We start from the raw sequence: 18,440 nt of genomic DNA on the forward strand, positions 1-18,440 counted from the left end.
ATTTTTATCTACTATCTATGCTGATGAGCAGATGAATAGCGCTATGATTCCAGACAAGACCAAAAACTCAGCTGATAAGTAGGGTGTGCTATCCGCTTAACGAATAATTTTGATGTAAGAAACTCTCACTAAGGTAGGATGGAACCCAGATTGGTGTACGATATCTACTCTGTCTGATAGTTCCATAACATTTCGGATGGTTTGAGTCACAGATATAGCAGTGACGCAAAACTAAAAGCCCCTTAATTTACTATGACTCACTAGATAGCTCCCTAGAATCAGCCCCTATGCAATTAAGAGATTCTGTACGCCGGACAAAAATTGTCGCTACAATAGGCCCCGCCACTAGTAGCCCAGAAATGCTCAAGGCAATTATTGAAGCGGGTGCAACAACGTTGCGACTCAACTTTTCCCACGGAACCCATGCCGACCACCAGCGTAGTATCCGCCTAATTCGGCAAACTGCTTTTGAACTAAATCAGCCAGTGGCAATTCTCCAAGACTTGCAAGGGCCAAAAATTCGCTTGGGTAAGTTTGAAAACGGGTCTATAGTTTTAGCAAAAGGCGATCGCTTCACCTTGACAAATCGCCCCGTTGTCGGTACTCAAGAAATTAGCTGCGTCACTTATGAGTATTTAGCGGAAGAAGTCCCCGTAGGCGCAAAAATCCTCCTTGATGATGGTCGCGTAGAAATGCTCGTGGAAGATATCAACCGCGACAAAGGAGATTTGCATTGTCGGGTGACTGTGGCGGGTAAGTTATCTAACAACAAAGGTGTCAACTTCCCCGGCGTTTACCTCTCAATTAAAGCCATGACCGACAAAGACCGCGAGGATTTGATGTTCGGTCTAGATCAAGGTGTTGATTGGGTAGCACTATCCTTTGTCCGTAACCCCCAAGATATTATCGAAATTAAAGAGTTAATTTCTAGCACTGGTAAACAAGTGCCAGTAGTTGCCAAAATTGAGAAGCATGAAGCGATTGAACAGATGGAAGCCGTTCTTGCTTTATGTGATGGCGTAATGGTAGCTAGAGGCGACTTAGGGGTAGAACTACCAGCAGAAGATGTCCCCGTACTCCAAAAACGCTTAATTGCTACAGCCAACCGCTTGGGGATTCCCATTATCACCGCTACCCAAATGTTGGATAGCATGGTGAGCAACCCCCGTCCTACCCGCGCGGAAGTTTCCGACGTAGCCAACGCCATTATCGATGGTACAGATGCGGTGATGCTTTCCAACGAAACGGCTGTAGGTAACTACCCAGTGGAAGCAGTGGCGACAATGGCCAGAATTGCCGAACGCATCGAGCAGGAAGAATATACTGCAACCAAATTAAGACAACTGCGCGATAACCGCCGTTCCATTCCCAACGCCATCAGCCAAGCTGTAGGGCAAATTGCCGAACAGTTGGGTGCAGCCGCAATTATGACTCTGACACAAACAGGGGCGACAGCACGCAACGTTTCCAAGTTCCGTCCCCAAACACCAATCTTAGCAGTTACACCCCACGTCAACGTAGCCCGACAGCTACAAATGGTATGGGGTGTAAAACCTTTGTTGGTGTTAGAATTACCTTCTGCTGGTCAAACCTTCCAAGCGGCGATTAACGTCGCTCAGGAGCATAAATTGCTATTTGAGGGCGATTTGGTAGTGATGACGGCGGGAACGTTGCAAGGGGTATCCGGCTCTACAGATTTAATTAAGGTGGAAGTAGTAACAGCCGTGCTTGGTCAAGGAATTGGCTTAGGGCAAGGTTTGGTAAGCGGTTGTGCTAGGGTAGCTCACAAGGGTTTAGATGTGAGTAACTTTAACTCTGGTGATATTTTAGTTGCACCCCGCACTGGCGCAGATTTTGTTGAAGCAATTCGCAAAGCTGGGGGAATTATTACAGAGGATGAAAGTTTAACCAGTCATGCAGCCGTAATTGGTTTACGCCTTGGTGTCCCGGTAATTGTGGGAGTGAAGAAAGCCACCCAAGTTATACGTGATGGGGCAATTTTGACTATGGATTTGCAACGGGGTTTAGTCTACTCTGGTGCGGTGGGAACTCCATAACAATTCAAAATTCGCGCATTCAAAATTCAAAAAAACAATTTTGAATTTTGAAGCCTATAAATATAGCTTTGTTGACTGTTAACTGTTAACAGTCAACAGCTAACACGAAAAGATACAGCATATTTTGGGTAAATGAGGTACAAGCGTAAAACCCAAAACCATGTAGAGACGTTACATGTAACGTCTCTACAGTATTTCACCAATAGCGAAACTGCTGTATATAGCAATAGTCAAGACAGTTAGGACATGAGGAAATGAAACAACTTAGACAGCAAAAGACTTTTAACTCTGTCACCTGTCCCCTGCTATGAGCTAAATACTTCTTAGCTTCCTCATTGTTAAGTAGAAGGACTAAATTAAACATAACTTGATATCGCCGGGTTTCGACTACGCGGAAGTTGAGCGTAGCCGAAACTTGATTACCGCGTAGTCGAAACTCAACCCTCTTCTAATCAGGTTAACGAGCATTGAGCGCAGTCGAAATGCGTCTTCTAAATAATTGTATCTACCTACTTAGTTTAGTTGAATTTCTTGCCAAGTTTTAGCTTCGGTAAAGCGGCTTAAATGCTTGACATTGGTAGTTGCAATTACCACATAACGACCAGGAAATTCTTCTTGTAGCATTTGCCAATGGCTACAAATAATCATGTCAATATCTAAGCTTTTGTTATCTGCTGTAGGAATACCTTGTCTACGAGCAGAAGCCCAAAACTCTGCTGCTTTTTTTAATAACTCTGAAGTGATAGGTAGGAAAGAAACAACTTCTCGAAGTTTGTCTAAGTTTCTCATACCAGTGAGTTTGCCTTGTTGTTGGGCTGTTAAAACTAAATTTCTTCTAATTTCATAATCACACAATTCAGAAGAACAAATATAAATTCCACGAGAAAGTAAACTGTAAAGCCATTCGTCACATTCACCAGCCTCACCGATTTTGTAAGGATTAGTGAGGAGTCCTAGCACGCCTGAGTCAATAAAAACTATCATGAGTCTGAGTATAATTTTTGCCCTGGAGGTCTATCAGCATCAATATTTTTCTTGAATTGTTCAAAAAATTGTTGTCGCTCTAATGATTCAGTATCAGACATATTTCGACGTTCTTCAATAAGTTCTGCTAAAATTTTCATAGCACGTTGATTCTTGCGTATTTGTGCTTCTTGATCCCACCCTGCTTGATTATGCTGAACATGATGATTGTTGTCTAATTCCAGCTTGCTTTTCAAAACTTGAGCATCTGAAAATTCTAATTCGATAGGATAAGGATACCCTTCTAATATCAGATGATAGTTACTCTCTTGATTGCTGCTGACTGGAAGCAGAGCAATAAAACGAGTAACGTTTAATATTTTGCCGCTTGGTAGTTCTATTGTTGTGTTCATATTAGGACTCTGCTTGATTTTCAAAGTTGACACGTTCATAAATCTGGCGGTGAGCAATTTGGCAGTTAGCAGAAACTAAAGTTAAAATACCTGCTTCATCGTCGGATTCTTTAAATAACCAATTTCCTTCAGGAGTTTTGCTAAACTGTTCGATATGGATTTGATATTGGTCAATTAATATGTATTCTTGAAATTCGGGAATAGAACGATAATAAGTAAATTTATCACCTCTATCTCTACTACTTGTAGATTTAGAAAGGACTTCAAAAATAATACTCGGATTTATTACAGTGTCACTACGCTTTTCTTGAAAGATGGGTTCGCCTTGAATGATGAGAATATCTGGATATGTATATTCTCGGTAACGTGAAATCCAAAGGCGTAAATCGCTAAGAAAAACCTCATAAGGTTGTTCTTGTAAACCTAATTCTAACAGCCGACTAAGATTGCGGATGATCCGGTTATGATTAATTGAACCGCCAGTCATTGGTATGATTTCCCCATCACTGTATTCACTACGGCACTCAGCAGTTTCTTCATGTTCTAAGTATTCTTCAATAGAATATAAGCGGGGAGAGGTTTGTACAATCATAGGACTAATTGAGTATTTGCCAAGTTAAATTTAGCCTAGCATTTATAAAAAGCGAGATAAAACTTCAACAGTGGCTTGTCCAGTTTTTTCCCAACTAAATTGATTAGCTCTAGCTATACCTTTGATGGAAAGCTGCGATCGCAATTCTACATCCGTAGCTAACTGCTGCATTGCATCGGTAATTTCTGCTGTGTTGTAGGGGTTGATGAGGATAGCTGCGTCACCAGCGACTTCAGGTAAGGAAGATAGGTTAGAGGTAATGACAGGTGTACCGCAAGCCATTGCTTCTAAGACGGGGAAACCAAAGCCTTCCCAAAGACTGGGGAAAACAAGTGCGATCGCACCATTAATAATTGTCGGTAATTCGCTATAATCCACGTAGTTGAGAAACTTCACGCGATGAGTTATTCCCAATTCCTCAACCTGCGCTTGCAGAAGCGGGGTATAACGTCTGTCAGTCGGGCCTGCTAGCCATAGTTCATAATCTTTGTTTGGTAACGCAGCAAAAGCTGTGATGAGGCGCTGTAAATTTTTATAAGGGTCTTGCCTACCGATGTAGAGAAAGTAGTTGCGAGTTGGTAGATTAAGATAGCGGAAGTGATGGCGATCGTGTGCTAAAGGAATCGGCGTTATTTTACTTGCCGGAATTTGGTAAAAGTTAATGATATCATCGGCTGTAGCTTGAGAGTTACAGATAACGTGTTGCGCCTGCTTCAGCACTTGCGGGACGTAGTAGCGATGGTATGGTGTCAACGCTGAGAAGCGTTTAGGAAAGCGCAAAGGTATCAAGTCATGCGACATGACAACAAAACGACAGTTGCTATATAGAGGTGCTTCTGGTAAGGGTGAAAATAAAAGTTGGGCGTGCAGTTGATGATAAATTTGTGGTAGTTGAAATTGCGTCCACACTAAGCGGTGAAAATGCCCTTTTGTCCCATGAGCAGGCGTTAAATTATCTGGTAAAGAATAGCAGTTAAACTCAGAGTAATCGTTAGCTGTTAATAAGATAGGGTTAAGATATTTTAAATAAGGAAAAATATTTTGAGCATAGTTACTTATCCCAGTTGGTTGAGATAAAAGTATAGATAAATTAACAATTAATCTATCAGAATGAGCATTATATACCATTTTAACTAAAATAAGCTTTTATAAGCATTTAGGGTTTCTTTTGCTGTTCTTTCCCAAGAAAATAATTTTGCTCTTTCTCTACCTTTAGTAATTAAATCTTGCCTCAATTGAAAATCACTAATGACTTTCAATATTGCTTCTGCTAATTGAACAGGTTCATCTGGATCAATGAGTATGGCTGCATCTCCTGTAACTTCAGGAATGGATGAAGTATTAGATGTAATAACTGGTGCGCCTAAAGTCATAGCTTCCAATACAGGTAAACCGAACCCTTCATAGTGAGATGGATAAACAAAAACATCAGCCTTTGAATAAAATAGTGCCACTAATTCATCAGATAAGTAATCAAGATGATGAATTTCACTTTTCCAAGGAGAATTTTCAATTGTTGCAAATATGGATTCGTAACTCCAACCTTTTTTACCGATTAGCACTAATTGATGTTCAATTTTATAATTTTTCTTTAAGAAATCAAAAGCAGCAATTATACTAATAATATTCTTTCTGGGTTCTATAGTACTTACAAACAGTAAGTAAGGTTTAGAAAAGTCGTAATTTATTTTTTTTTCTAAATCATTTGCAATATCTTTAGACAAAAAATTAGGACGGTAGCGGCTAGCTAAAGGTGTGACATAAACTTTTTTTGGTTCTACTTGTAAGTATTCAATGATGTCTCTTTTAGAGCTTTCGGAAATAGTTAAAATTAAATCTGTCCACTTTAAGCAACGCTTGACTTTTTTGGTATAGGTTTTTACTACAGAGTCTGTATAATTAGGATATTTAATAAAAGTTAAATCATAGATATTCATTACCTTTAGACTGTTATTGCAGGGATAAACAGAGTAATTTGTCCCATGTAATACGTTTGGTGTGCCAAAATATTTTTCAAAGTATGACAAACTAGGTTTAAACTCTAAATTTATTAATAAATCTGAGATTCTTACAGGTAAAGGCATTAAAAAATTTTTAGTATATCTTTTCAGATTTTCAGGAAAACTAAAGTCACGCTTAAGCCAATTTTTTAACCCTGGCTGATACACTACACCTAATTGAAAATTTTCTACTGTTTGTAATTTATCTAGCTCATCTATTAAATTAGCAACATAAAAGCCAACTCCACTTGGTTTTGGCTCTACTGGAGTGGCATCTACTACAATTCTCAGCATTAGTAATTTTTAAGCTCTGTTATTCGTTAATTTTTTTAGATCATAATCAACCATCAATTCCACCAATTGTTTAAAGGAATATTCAGGTTGCCAACCTAACTCAGTCTTAATTTTATCAATGGAACCAACTAACTGCACCGATTCATCTGGACGATAAAAAGCATAGTCAACTGAGACATAATCTTGCCAGTCTAAACCAACACAATTAAAGGCACACTCAACTAGTTCTTTAACAGAATGAGTCTCACCGCTAGCAATGATATAGTCGTCGGCTTTTTCTTGCTGCAACATCAACCACATAGCATACACAGCATCTTTGGCATAGCACCAATCACGGCGGGCATCTAGGTTGCCTAATTTCAGTTCATTTGCCAAACCCAGTTTAATTTGGGCAGCTGCGTGGGTAATTTTGCGAAATACAAATTCTGTACCACGTCGTGGGGATTCGTGAGTATAGGTAATTCCACAGCACGAATAAAGGTTATACTTTTGTCTATAGTTAACAGTCATCCAGTGGGCGTAAGCTTTAGCAACACCGTAGGGGTTACGGGGACGAAAGGCGGTACGTTCGGTTTGAGGTGATTCTTCGGGTTGACCAAACACTTCACTGCTAGAAGCTTGATAAAATTTAGCATCTGATTTGCAGCGACGGATAGATTCTAATAAACGTGATACACCTAAAGCTGTGTATTCTGCTGTTAATGCAGGCTGTGTCCAAGACAGAGGAACATAGCTTTGAGAAGCAAGATTATATATTTCATCAGGTTGAGAGTCTGTTATCACATCCATCAACGAAGATTGATCAAGCAGATCACCACAGAGGATTTGGATATGATCAAATAGATGGCTAATGCGTTCTAAATTGCTAGTACTAGAACGACGTACTAAACCAAAGACTTGATAGCCTTTGTCTATGAGAAGTTCCGCAAGATACGAGCCATCTTGTCCAGTTACACCAGTGATAAGGGCTTTTTTATTCATTTCTAAAACGTAAATTTATAAGCCAACTTATAAAAATAAGGCTCAATTTCAGCAACAGTCGCCTAGCTTTTTGAATTTTTTCTGTTATTAACAATAATTTGTCTTTAAAGGGAATAATTATAGGTGTCAAATATACATACATTAGAGTTAATAATTTCTTACCAAAAGGGCAATACATTAAAACTAAATAAAAAATAGGTACAAAGAACAAATGAGATTTTTTCTTAAAATAGGTATAAAATAATTGTCTAAGCGTAGTAATTTTTATTTCCGTCTCTTCGACTGGGCAGTCGTTATAAACTACAACATTAACAGCGCAATAGGCAGGTATACCCTTTTTTATAGCTCTCATTATAAACTCAGAATCAGAATGATAGTGAGGCAGCCAAAACTCATCATATATTCCTATTTGTTCAAATACACTCCGATGAATTAAAACTCCGTTACCTGGCAGAGAATCTACATCGATAAAATCTTTCTCTCTTATTCTACTGGGTAGATTGTCTGCCCACTGTGTATGATAAGACAACTGTAAAATTTCTCTAGAACCCCACTGTGAATATGCGCCTAAAGACCAGATCAAACCTGGTTTAAGCATATAATCTATCCGACTACCTAGTATTAGTATATTATTTTTTACTGACAGTTGAACTAAATTAGCTACATAATCAGTATCAATATTACTATCATCATTGATAGTTAAGATAAAATCGTAGCCTTTTCGTAAGGCCAACTCTACACCCCTATTTGTTGAAGCTGTCCAGTAACTATTATCATCAACATTAATTAGAGTTATTTTAGGAAATTTTCTTACAACTGCATCTTGCGTACCATCTGTAGAATTGGCATCTACAATGACTGTATCTAAATTAATATAAGATTGTTTGGAAAAAGACTCTAAAAATCTTAGAGTGATGTCTTTCCTGTTACGAGTTGGTATAACCGCGCATACTTTTGGATACATGAATCTACTTTGTTTTAAGCCTATATTAAACAATAATTGGATGTTTCTGACTATCTATCCCTTACAGGAAAATCTAAATATCTTAAATTGCCTAAGAAATAACTAAGAAATTTTAAAGTTGACAAGTTTTCATGTTCGTTTTGCATACTTACTCTCAAGAGTTTAAGTTTAAAAAAATCTAATGGTTTTGTTTTCCATAACTTAAACTGATTTAATAGCTTTTTACCCTCAAAAGGATGCACTACTTTAGGATATTTCATCTTATTATTGAAGGATACTGCTGCTAAATCACTACAAATATCGAGTGTTGTTATTGCCTGAGAAATATCTAGGTTATCCAGTTTGATACCATAGGGACAGTACATCAAATAGTCAGTCTCAACTAAAGAATCTATAATATAACTAAAAACATTAAGATAGTGCGATGTATTTTCTTTGGTTGAATATACATTATAAGCCCTGTCAAACTTATAATCATGATTTTTAAATTTAGTCTCAAATGGCAAAATATTAATAATATTGCAAAAAGGTATATATTTTTTTAATGATTGGTAAAAAATATCTAAATGTTCCTCTTTTTCTAGGTGTATTAAATTATCTTGTGATATAAAATTTATTAACAAAGTTAATCTTTGTATTTTGTTTCTGTTGTATTGTTCGGCAGATTTGGCAGTTACAAAGTTCATACATCCTGATGAACGATATTTATTGACTACTTCAGTCAATATTTTTAACGTATCATTTGCTGTCTTTTGCAATGAGTATTGATGCCCCTGCTTTAAGCCTAAGTTAGATAAATGCAAAAGCTTATCCTCGTCCATCAGCAACTTTGCCATATCATGGGCTATTAGTTTGCTGTTAAAAGGATCTTGCAAATAAGCAACTGCGTCTTGGCAAATCTCAGGAATAGATGATAAAGATGTCGTCAAAACTGGAGTGCCAAAATTCATGGCATCAACAATTGGAATACCAAACCCCTCATACAGTGAAGGAAAAACCATTAACTTAGCTTTTTTTATTAAGATAGCTAGTTCCGCATCGCTAATAAAGCCTCTGATATCTACGGAATCTTGCATATCTAAGTCATTAATAATTTTGTCTAAAAAATGTGATGAGTTTAAATTATGCTTTTGCGAGCCAGTCAAAATTAACTTGATATTGCTTAATTGATGATATTCACGTTTTAATATCCAAAGAGCTTCTATTAAGCGGTAATGGTTTTTATGTCGCCAGGGTATGGCTGGATAAATAAGATAGGGGTTTTCTGGAATATTAAACTCATTGGCTATATTGGATTGTAAAAAATCTAGATCAAATTCAGAGGCTAAGTAACCAGCTAGATAAGTGACATAAACTTCTTGCTTACCGTAAACTTTTTGAATTAGTTCTTTTTCGTGATTTGATATAGTAATAACTGCATCTGACCTTGATATAGCATAGCCATAGTAACTTCTTCTTGCATCATAAATACCACCCTTGAAAAACTGAGGATATTTTTCATGCTGTAAATCCAAAATGCAAGAAACAACTGGAATCCTGGAATCGATATAATTTGGAACTAACTCATTAAGCGGGCATAAATAAACATCGCCCCAAGACATATTGTCATGGATAGCTCTGCTATTATTATCGACAAGAGGAATTACTTGTATGCCTCTAATTTTCTGAAAACGAAGGAAGTTATGAGGTTGTACAAGGACTCTGACATCTGATATCTTGGCTAATCCTGATACTAAAGAATAAACGTATTTACCAGCACCACCAGATCCTTGTGAATCACTTAAAAGGTTGATACAGTTAATTAATATTTTCATTGTTTATTTGATTATTGTGAATTTAAACTATTGTCTTTGTTCAATTAGTAGTATTTATGAACATCAAATAATCATGATTCGGTTTAAATATGCTTATAATGCTAATCCTTTTAAGTAACACTCTACTGTTTCATTTGCATTGCCTATAAATCTTAATTTTCCTTTATCTAGCCAAATACCCTTTGCACAAGATTGCTGCACAAATTTTAAATCATGAGAAACTACTAAAACTGTAGCATTATCATCCCAGAGTTTATCAATTCTTTGCTTACATTTGTTTTTGAAACTTTCATCTCCGACCGATAAAACTTCATCTAAAATTAAAATATCTGGCTGAATATCTGTAGCAATTGCAAAGCCTAATCTTGCTATCATCCCTGATGATAAACCTTTCACTGGGACTAATTGATAATCCTGTAATTCTGCAAATTCTAAAATTGCATAAGCTCTTTCTTTCATCTCTAACCTAGAAAATCCCAGCAAAACTCCATAAAGCATAATATTGTCTAGCACAGAAATTTCTGGATCAAATCCAGCTCCAAGTTCAATCAATGGTGCAATTTGTCCTTTAACTCTGACTGTTCCAGTAGTTGGTTGCAGAATACCTGAAATTATTTTTAATAGAGTTGATTTGCCTGAGCCGTTTGCACCAATAATACCTATTTTTTCACCTTTTTCTATGACTAAATTTATTTGATCTAATACTAATTTTTTTAAAGGTTTGCGATACTTTCCCTCTACAACAGATAGGAGCGTTCTTTTGAGATCATAAGAAAACTCTTCTTGCGTTCGTCGCCACAGCGAAACATTATCCAAACGTATTACTTCCATCTACAGCAAATCCATAAATTGATGTCGCCACATTTGAAAACAAGCCCATCCCAATGACAAAATAATTATGCCACTGAGAAAAGCTCCCCAAATTAAATTTAAATCTGCTAAATTACCCGAAAGCGTAATTTGCCGGAAACTTTCTATAATTGGTGATAATGGGTTGAATGCTAAAAAAACTTTTATTTGAGGTGGCACAATCGCTGCTGGATAAAATATTGGGCTACTAATCCAAATTACAAATACAATTAATTCATAGAAGTAAGGTAAATCTCTAAAAAAAACATAAAGCGCACTGACTAATAAACTGATACCAGTAGAAACTAAAACTAAAGCTAGAAATGGAAAAACCAGTGCCAGCACATTTCCTATACTCTTAGAATTAATTAAAGTAATTACCGACAATAGAGGGAATGCTCCAACGGCAAACTGAAATATATTTGCAGCAACCATTGATACAGGAAATACGCTTACAGGCAAGCGGATCTTATTTAACAAAGCTCCATTTCCCACTACACTAGACAAAGCTTGAGATGTGGAGGATGAGAAAAAATTCATCACTACCAAACCCGTAAAGGCTGCCGATATATAGTTTAGGATAGAATTGCTGTAATACGAAGCAAATGCAGCCCCAAAAATAGCACTGTAAAGTCCCGTCATAATGAGCGGGTTTAGTAAAGACCAATAAACTCCTAATATGGAACCCCGATAGCGTACTTTCAGATTCCGCATCACTAAAACAAGCAGCAGTTCCCAGTAGCGTCTTACTGGCAACCAGTTGGGATTTTTTTTAATTAAAATAGCCATATTCCCAGACCACCGCACACCACAAGCGAGTTATTCGCGCATTTTATCTTATCAGAGTGCATATTTGTGCATTTGCTGCTAACTAAATATACTTACTGTTTTTCTAATATCAGCACAATATAGTCTATCAGCCTGTTGACGCTTTTGTTGAGGGTGTTGTTTCTAATTGATTGAATTGATTTTATCAGCTTGTAGCAGTGGTTAACTATAGTTAGTTAAGAATGATTTCGAGGAACTGTGTATGTTGTTTGGACTTGGATGGCCAGAAGTAGCGATAATTGTCGTCGTGGCGGTGGTGATTTTCGGCCCGAAAAAAATTCCCGAACTGGGAAGCGCACTAGGTAAAACCCTGAGAGGGTTTAAGGAGGAACTGAAAAATCCTAGTGAGGATACCAACCCGGAGGAACAAGAAAAATAATAGTTCTCAAATTGGCATATCAGCAACGGTCAATAGTGGAGATGGGAATTACCGCATCTCTACTATCGACTACAGCAAAGTATTAATTACTGATGAAGATGCTACACCATTTTGGTTATCTATAACGGTTGTGGAGGAATTTTGTTGCTGTATCTCCTCTTTGACTAAACCGCGCAGTTTAATTAACTTAATAGCACGGCTCACACTTTCTGGTAGAATGACCACCAATCCGTTAGCGGGAGCCATATCCAAGCCTTTATTAATTGCTTGGGTTTCATCGAGAATTGACTCAAAACGCGCATCTGGTTTAACTTGGGTGATGCCTTTGATAATCAACTCAGCAGCCGATCCCCTGGGTCTGCCTCTGGTGTCGTCGTCTTCTTTGACGATGATATAATCAAAGATTTCGGCTGAGAGTTTGCCCAAGGTGACAAAATCTTCGTCACGGCGATCGCCAGGCCCGCCAATTACGCCAATACGTTGTCCTGTAGTCCAGTTCCGCACAAATGCACCCACAGCTTCATAACTGGCTGGGTTATGGGCATAATCTACTAAGGCGTGGTAGTTACCCAAATTAAATAAGTTCATCCGTCCTGGGGTTTGGCTGACGGAAGCGCGGAAGGTTTTTAAGCCTGCGCGAATTTGTTCAATGGTGACATTCTGCACGAATGCTGCCAAACTAGCTGCTAAAGCGTTAGCTATCATGAATGGGGCGCGTCCACCCATTGTTAAGGGAATATTCTCTGCCCTTTCGATGCGGTGTGTCCAGTCGCCTTTAACGATGGACAGGTAGCCATTTTCATACACAGCCGCCACTCCGCCCTTTTGGACGTGCTTCTGCACTAATTCCGAACTGGGGTTCATGGTGAAGTAGGCAATGTTGGCTTTGGTTTTTTCTGCCATTGCGGCGACGCGGCGATCGTCAGCATTGAGGACGGCGTAGCCATCAGGATATACTGCTTCTGCCACCACACTCTTGAGGTTGGCTAACTGGTCGATGGTGTCGATGTCCCCGATACCTAAGTGGTCAGCAGCCACATTTAACACTACACCCACATTTGCCGCTTCAAAGCCTAAGCCTGAGCGGAGGATACCGCCACGGGCTGTTTCTAATACTGCAACCTCTACTGTAGGGTCTTGCAAAATTAGGTGAGCGCTTTGCGGCCCGGTGTTATCTCCAGCTTCTACTAAGTATTCACCGATATATGTGCCATCGGTTGTTGTATAACCGACAACTTTACCTGTCTGCTTGTAAATATGAGCTAACAAGCGGGTAGTGGTGGTCTTCCCATTAGTCCCAGTAACACTGAGAACGGGGATGCGGCCGGACTGTTCATTGGGGAACAGCATATCCATGACTGCACCGGCGACATTGCGGGGAATGCCTTGGCTGGGGGCTACGTGCATTCTAAAGCCAGGGGCGGCGTTGACTTCCACAATTACGCCATCGGTTTCCCGTAGGGGGCGGCTAATATCGGTAGTCACCACATCCAAACCTGCTATGTCCAAACCGATAATTTTGACTACCCTTTGGGCTATCCAGAGGTTTTCCGGGTGAATTTCGTCTGTCCTGTCTACAGCCGTACCGCCTGTACTCAGGTTAGCTGTTGCCTTTAAATAACAAATCGTGCCTTTGGGTGGCACGCTGTTGAGGGTGTAACCTTGTCTTTCGAGTAGTTGATAGCTAGTACGGTCTAGTTCTATCTTGGTGAGGACTTTATCATGTCCGTCGCCGCGATTTGGGTCAAGGTTTGTTTCCTCGATGAGTTCGGCGATGGTGGATCTACCATTACCAACGACATGAGCAGGTACACGTTCGGCAACGGCCACTACTTTACCATCTACCACTAGCACTCTGTGGTCGCGCCCAACGTAATATCGCTCAACAATAATTGACCGGGAAACCTGTCTAGCTGCTTCGTAAGCGGCTTCGGCTTCTTCCCAGCTTCTAATATCAATGGTAATGCCCCGTCCGTGATTACCATCTAGGGGCTTAATCACGATGGGATAACCACCAACGTATTCGATGGCTTCTTCCAAGTCATCGAGGAAATTAATCACTGTACCCTTGGGGACTGGTACACCAGTCGCCGCTAAAACGCGCTTGGTGGCTTCTTTGTCGCAGGCTAGTTCTACGCCTAAAATGCCTGTTTTATCGGACATTGTGGCCTGCATCCGCTTCTGATTTACACCATAGCCGAGTTGAATCAAAAAGCGGGCGCTTAACTGCATCCAAGGGATACCGCGTTTTTCTGCTTCTTTGACTATTGCTTCTGTGGAAGGGCCAAGGGAAGCATCACGCCATAAGTCTTTCAGGTCTTGTATGTCTTGCTCTAGCTCTGCCTTGGGGTAACGACCGCGATCGACGATGCTTTGGCACAACCTCACAGCTGCTCGTCCAGCATAGCGTCCCGCTTCCTCGTTTAGATACTCGATCACTACCTGATAAACTCCGGGTGTGGCAGTTTCGCGGGTACGACCAAAGCCGACTTGCATTCCCGCTAGTTCTTGGAGTTCTAGGGCTACGTGTTCCACGATATGACCCATCATAGTGCCTTCTCGCACTCTCATCAAAAAACCACCATGACAGCCAGGCGAGCAATAATGACCCTCCAGACTCGGCAGCGCCTCTACCAATCCTTCATAAAATCCGGGGATTTCACTTGATTGCGTCTCGGCAAGGTTCTCTAAATCGAGGCGCATGACGATTAGTTTGTGGCGTCGAATGCTCCAGTAGTTTGGGCCGCGTAAGGTCTGGATCTTGAGGATTCTCATGGGAATAGGTAGATGGAGATTCGGAACCAAAATTCTAGTTTCTAACTGGAATTGACCGCTAAACTGTTCATGGTGAACAGTTTTTTCTATTTACATAGTATTCCTCTGATTTTTTCTACAGCAAGGAATTAATAAATGGTCAATTCAGTCTAACCTCAGTTACTCTATTCGGTCAGCTGGAGATGCGATGTACGGCAGGCAATACAGTCCTTTGGTACAGGTGAAAGCGATCGCCGTAGCTGAGGATATGCAGGCGTAAGTTATGCACCGTTAAAGGTTCGGTTGCGCCAACGTGGGGTTCGTTGGTGTGGGTGAGTTCGGTAGGATCGACAATGGTGACACTGCCTTTGCCTAATACTTGCAGCCAACCATCGCGCTCAAACACAGCACAAGTATCTTCATCAATGCCAATGCCTAAGCGATCAGGATGAGCGGCGATCGCACTAATCAGACGACCCATGCGATTGCGATTGTGGAAATGTTGGTCAACAATCACTTCCGGGATTAACCCCAAACCTGTCGCCATGTCCACTAGGGAACGGTTGGGCGTTTCGCCACTACCGCCACCAGCAATCATGTGATGCCCCATCACCGCCGCCCCGGCACTTGTGCCTGCCAGGGTAAGTTGTCCGCCTCTGACTCGCTGCCGGATAATATCCATCACTGGCGTATCAGATAATACACCACACAGACGCAGTTGGTCTCCTCCTGTGAGAAACACACCACTACAGGCTTCGAGGGATGCTCTCACTTGGGGGGATTCGCACTGCTCCCGTTCCCGGATGTCTAAAATCTCGACCTTTTCAGCACCCATTTCTTCAAAAATGCGAATGTAACGACCACCGATGATCGCAGGCTCGCGGGAGGCAGATGGAATAATTGTAATATAGGCTTTGTTTGCACCAGACCTGCCAAAAAAAGTTCTCAGGATTTCGCGTCCGTGAACTTTATCTTCTGCGCCTCCGATTACCAGAACGGCGGTTTTAGTTGCTTGGGGTGTCCTCATTTCCAGCGATTTAGCTTGTAGTTGCGGCATTGTGTTTCTCCTGTCAACAACTTCAGAAGCCATCGCCTTGGACAGGTTTCCTGGCTTGTGGCGAATGGCGTGTGAATTTAACAAGGTTTTGCAGCCTGATGATGTTCGCACTTTACTTTTTTGCTGAAGACACTGCCACAGATGCCATAAAGCCTCATGATTGGTAAGTGCCTCCTCCTCAAAGCCAGCGCCTTGTTTTTCACCTGTCCACTTGTTCCAGACTGGCTTAATAGTGCTTGGGGTTCAGGTTCCCCTCTGGCGCTAGGAATTAGTTTTCCCATCTGGGCTAGAAATGAGCAGGTCATTACACACATTTTCTGAGGCTGGCTCGACGCATCCTGTAAGTTGTTAACCTGGTTAAATTATTTATTCAAATGGTAGTTGTGACAATATTTAAACATAAATTAAGTAATTAGAAAAACTTTCACTCCCCAGAAAAAGCAATAATTCTAGTAGTTTTAGATACTATTGTGAAAGCCTATCTGTAGTTTTACCCTGTGGAAGCATCTTGTGTTTGATAGCCATTCATATTTAAGATTAGTGTTCTCGAATACGAATTACTGTGCGCTTTGATATAGTTACACTTTTTCCTGACTGTTTTACCTCAGTTTTAAGTTCCGGTCTACTAGGTAAAGCCCTCGCTAAACAAATTGCCCAAGTAAATTTGGTGAATCCCAGAGATTTCACCACAGATAAACATCGCAAGGTAGATGATGAACCCTACGGCGGCGGTGTAGGGATGCTGATGAAGCCAGAGCCAATTTTTAGTGCAGTAGAGTCGTTACCGATTCTACAGCGCCGAGAAGTGATTTTGATGAGTCCCCAAGGGCAAACGATTAATCAGCCCCTCTTACGAGAATTGGCTAGCAATTATGACCAATTAGTAGTAATTTGTGGGCATTACGAGGGAGTAGATGAGCGAGTGCTGCATCTAGTCACCCGTGAGGTATCTTTAGGCGATTTTATCCTCACAGGTGGAGAAATCCCGGCTATGGCGCTGATTAACGGTGTAGTGCGGCTGCTACCGGGAACTGTCGCCAAAACCGAATCCCTCACAGCCGAAAGTTTTGAGGAGGGGTTATTGGATTATCCCCAATATACCCGCCCCGCCGACTTTCGCGGCTGGAAAGTCCCTGATGTCTTGTTATCGGGAAATCATGCGGCGATCGCCAAATGGCGATATGAACAGCAGATCCAAAGAACAAGCGATCGCCGCCCCGATTTGTTGGCAAAATGGCAACAACAGAAGAAAGGTGGAGGAGATGAGGGAGATGAGGGAGATGAGGGAGATGAGGGGGAAAGGGGAAGGGGGAAAGGGGAAAGGTGAAAGCCTTTGTCCATTTCTATAGACTGTTGATAACTGATAACTGATAACTGACAACTGACTATGAACATCAGAATTGGTAACGGTTACGATATTCACAAATTAGTGAGCGATCGCGCTTTGATTTTAGGCGGTGTTAACATTCCCCATGAACTCGGTTTATTGGGACATAGTGATGCCGATGTACTCACTCACGCCATTATGGATGCTATGTTGGGCGCTTTATCTCTGGGCGATATTGGTCATTATTTCCCCCCCACAGATCCCCAATGGGCTGGCGCAGATAGTTTAGTTTTGTTAAGCCAAGTCAACGAGTTAATTCTCACTCAAGGTTGGCGCATAGGTAACATTGACTCGGTGGTAGTCGCCGAACGTCCCAAATTGAAACCACACATTAAAACCATGCGTGACAAACTAGCCCATGTTTTGCAAGTAGAACCCAATCAAATTGGTATCAAAGCCACTACAAACGAGAAACTAGGGCCAGTCGGAAGGGAGGAAGGTATCTGTGCTTATGCTGTCGCCTTGCTGGTAACTTCTGATTAGGATGAAGTAATATTTTTTGAATGACTATGATAGATGTAAATGAGTAGTTAATCTGGCAAAAAATAGAAAATTATTAGGAGTAGTAGGACAATGGAAACTGGAAGCATCCAACCCGTTGATTATGTTCCTGATATCGTTGTTTTGAGTAAAGACGAGAAGATCGTTTTGTTGGTTGAGGTAAAAAGTAAAAAATCGCAAGATTGGCAAAATATTGAAAAATCTATTTTACCAATAAAACATTATTTGCAAAATCGTAGAAACAACAGTCCTTATAATTTAGCGAATGAGCCTTTTATTTTATTTGTTGATTTAGACAAGATGATAATTTGGAAATGGAATATAGATAAATTTTCCGAGCCTCTGATTTATTTAAAAACTGATGATGTCCTGAGTAATTATGATCAAGAGTTTAGTAAATTGAGCAATAATAACCGAATATCAGCTTTTTATTTAGAAACGCTCGTAGAAGCATGGCTTAGAGATTTGGCTCACCATTGGAAATCAGAAAAGCCACCTGAATGGCATAAATTACAAGCTATATGTTTGTTACAACTAATTGAAGAAGGAACTACTCATTCTCAGGTAAATCTGAATGATAACGCTTTACGTTGAAACAAATTTTTTG

The 18,440-nt window shown here is 40.3% G+C and carries 18 protein-coding genes; 5 read left to right on the top strand and 13 right to left on the bottom strand.

Going from position 1 to position 18,440, the window contains the following annotated elements; genetic code table 11:
* Nucleotides 1-287: 287 nt before the first annotated feature.
* The gene (gene pyk, locus H6G83_RS10630) at nt 288-2,057 is read left to right on the top strand and encodes a pyruvate kinase (RefSeq protein WP_190471083.1); all 1,770 of its coding nucleotides are present in this window, start codon (nt 288-290) and stop codon (nt 2,055-2,057) included.
* A 513-nt stretch (nt 2,058-2,570) separates the two neighbouring features.
* On the opposite strand, the gene H6G83_RS10635 is transcribed toward pyk, so the two are convergent.
* The 10 genes from H6G83_RS10635 to H6G83_RS10680 all read right to left on the bottom strand — a co-directional run bounded on the left by H6G83_RS10635 (nt 2,571) and on the right by H6G83_RS10680 (nt 11,716).
* On the bottom strand, nt 2,571-3,041 hold the full coding sequence (locus H6G83_RS10635; protein WP_190471084.1) for a PIN domain-containing protein: 471 nt from the start codon (nt 3,039-3,041) through the stop codon (nt 2,571-2,573).
* Complete coding sequence (locus H6G83_RS10640) at nt 3,038-3,433, bottom strand: hypothetical protein (RefSeq protein WP_190471085.1); 396 nt, start codon at nt 3,431-3,433, stop codon at nt 3,038-3,040. Before H6G83_RS10640 ends, H6G83_RS10635 begins: the two co-directional genes overlap by 4 nt.
* 1 nt (nt 3,434) lies before the next feature.
* The gene (locus H6G83_RS10645; protein ID WP_190471086.1) at nt 3,435-4,025 is read right to left on the bottom strand and encodes a Uma2 family endonuclease; all 591 of its coding nucleotides are present in this window, start codon (nt 4,023-4,025) and stop codon (nt 3,435-3,437) included.
* A gap of 42 nt (nt 4,026-4,067) precedes the next feature.
* The gene (locus H6G83_RS10650; RefSeq protein ID WP_190471087.1) at nt 4,068-5,153 is read right to left on the bottom strand and encodes a glycosyltransferase family 4 protein; all 1,086 of its coding nucleotides are present in this window, start codon (nt 5,151-5,153) and stop codon (nt 4,068-4,070) included.
* A 5-nt stretch (nt 5,154-5,158) separates the two neighbouring features.
* The gene (locus H6G83_RS10655) at nt 5,159-6,319 is read right to left on the bottom strand and encodes a glycosyltransferase family 4 protein (RefSeq protein WP_190471089.1); all 1,161 of its coding nucleotides are present in this window, start codon (nt 6,317-6,319) and stop codon (nt 5,159-5,161) included.
* A gap of 9 nt (nt 6,320-6,328) precedes the next feature.
* Nucleotides 6,329-7,300 carry a GDP-mannose 4,6-dehydratase gene (locus tag H6G83_RS10660; protein WP_190471090.1) on the bottom strand — a complete coding sequence of 324 codons (972 nt, stop codon included), beginning with the start codon at nt 7,298-7,300 and terminating at the stop codon, nt 6,329-6,331.
* Entirely contained in the window at nt 7,293-8,264 is a 972-nt protein-coding gene (locus H6G83_RS10665) for a glycosyltransferase family 2 protein (protein WP_190471093.1), read from the bottom strand. Before H6G83_RS10665 ends, H6G83_RS10660 begins: the two co-directional genes overlap by 8 nt.
* Nucleotides 8,265-8,314: 50 nt before the next feature.
* The gene (locus H6G83_RS10670; protein WP_190471095.1) at nt 8,315-10,078 is read right to left on the bottom strand and encodes a glycosyltransferase family 4 protein; all 1,764 of its coding nucleotides are present in this window, start codon (nt 10,076-10,078) and stop codon (nt 8,315-8,317) included.
* Between the two features lie 93 nt (nt 10,079-10,171).
* Nucleotides 10,172-10,909, bottom strand: a complete 738-nt coding sequence (locus H6G83_RS10675) for an ABC transporter ATP-binding protein (RefSeq protein WP_190471097.1) — start codon at nt 10,907-10,909, stop codon at nt 10,172-10,174.
* Nucleotides 10,910-11,716, bottom strand: coding sequence for an ABC transporter permease (locus tag H6G83_RS10680; protein ID WP_190471099.1), 807 nt, complete (start codon nt 11,714-11,716; stop codon nt 10,910-10,912). It abuts the gene before it with no gap.
* A 244-nt stretch (nt 11,717-11,960) separates the two neighbouring features.
* Here H6G83_RS10680 and tatA point away from each other — a divergent pair, with 244 nt between their 5' ends.
* Nucleotides 11,961-12,134, top strand: coding sequence for a twin-arginine translocase TatA/TatE family subunit (gene tatA / locus H6G83_RS10685; RefSeq protein ID WP_277876319.1), 174 nt, complete (start codon nt 11,961-11,963; stop codon nt 12,132-12,134).
* Between the two features lie 69 nt (nt 12,135-12,203).
* On the opposite strand, the gene cphA is transcribed toward tatA, so the two are convergent.
* The 3 genes from cphA to H6G83_RS10700 all read right to left on the bottom strand — a co-directional run bounded on the left by cphA (nt 12,204) and on the right by H6G83_RS10700 (nt 16,250).
* On the bottom strand, nt 12,204-14,909 hold the full coding sequence (gene cphA, locus H6G83_RS10690) for a cyanophycin synthetase (protein ID WP_190471103.1): 2,706 nt from the start codon (nt 14,907-14,909) through the stop codon (nt 12,204-12,206).
* Nucleotides 14,910-15,081: 172 nt separating this feature from the next.
* Complete coding sequence (locus tag H6G83_RS10695; protein WP_190471389.1) at nt 15,082-15,945, bottom strand: cyanophycinase; 864 nt, start codon at nt 15,943-15,945, stop codon at nt 15,082-15,084.
* A gap of 77 nt (nt 15,946-16,022) precedes the next feature.
* Nucleotides 16,023-16,250, bottom strand: coding sequence for a hypothetical protein (locus H6G83_RS10700; protein WP_190471107.1), 228 nt, complete (start codon nt 16,248-16,250; stop codon nt 16,023-16,025).
* A gap of 257 nt (nt 16,251-16,507) precedes the next feature.
* Here H6G83_RS10700 and trmD point away from each other — a divergent pair, with 257 nt between their 5' ends.
* The 3 genes from trmD (at nt 16,508) to H6G83_RS10715 (ending at nt 18,427) form a co-directional block, all read left to right on the top strand.
* Nucleotides 16,508-17,272, top strand: a complete 765-nt coding sequence (gene trmD / locus H6G83_RS10705; protein ID WP_190471110.1) for a tRNA (guanosine(37)-N1)-methyltransferase TrmD — start codon at nt 16,508-16,510, stop codon at nt 17,270-17,272.
* Between the two features lie 60 nt (nt 17,273-17,332).
* Nucleotides 17,333-17,815, top strand: coding sequence for a 2-C-methyl-D-erythritol 2,4-cyclodiphosphate synthase (ispF, locus tag H6G83_RS10710; RefSeq protein ID WP_190471113.1), 483 nt, complete (start codon nt 17,333-17,335; stop codon nt 17,813-17,815).
* A 90-nt stretch (nt 17,816-17,905) separates the two neighbouring features.
* Nucleotides 17,906-18,427: a hypothetical protein gene (locus H6G83_RS10715; protein ID WP_190471114.1), complete on the top strand. Its 522-nt coding sequence runs from the start codon at nt 17,906-17,908 to the stop codon at nt 18,425-18,427.
* Nucleotides 18,428-18,440 lie beyond the last annotated feature (13 nt).

Source organism: Anabaena azotica FACHB-119, from assembly GCF_014697625.1.
GTDB lineage: Bacteria > Cyanobacteriota > Cyanobacteriia > Cyanobacteriales > Nostocaceae > Trichormus > Trichormus azoticus_A.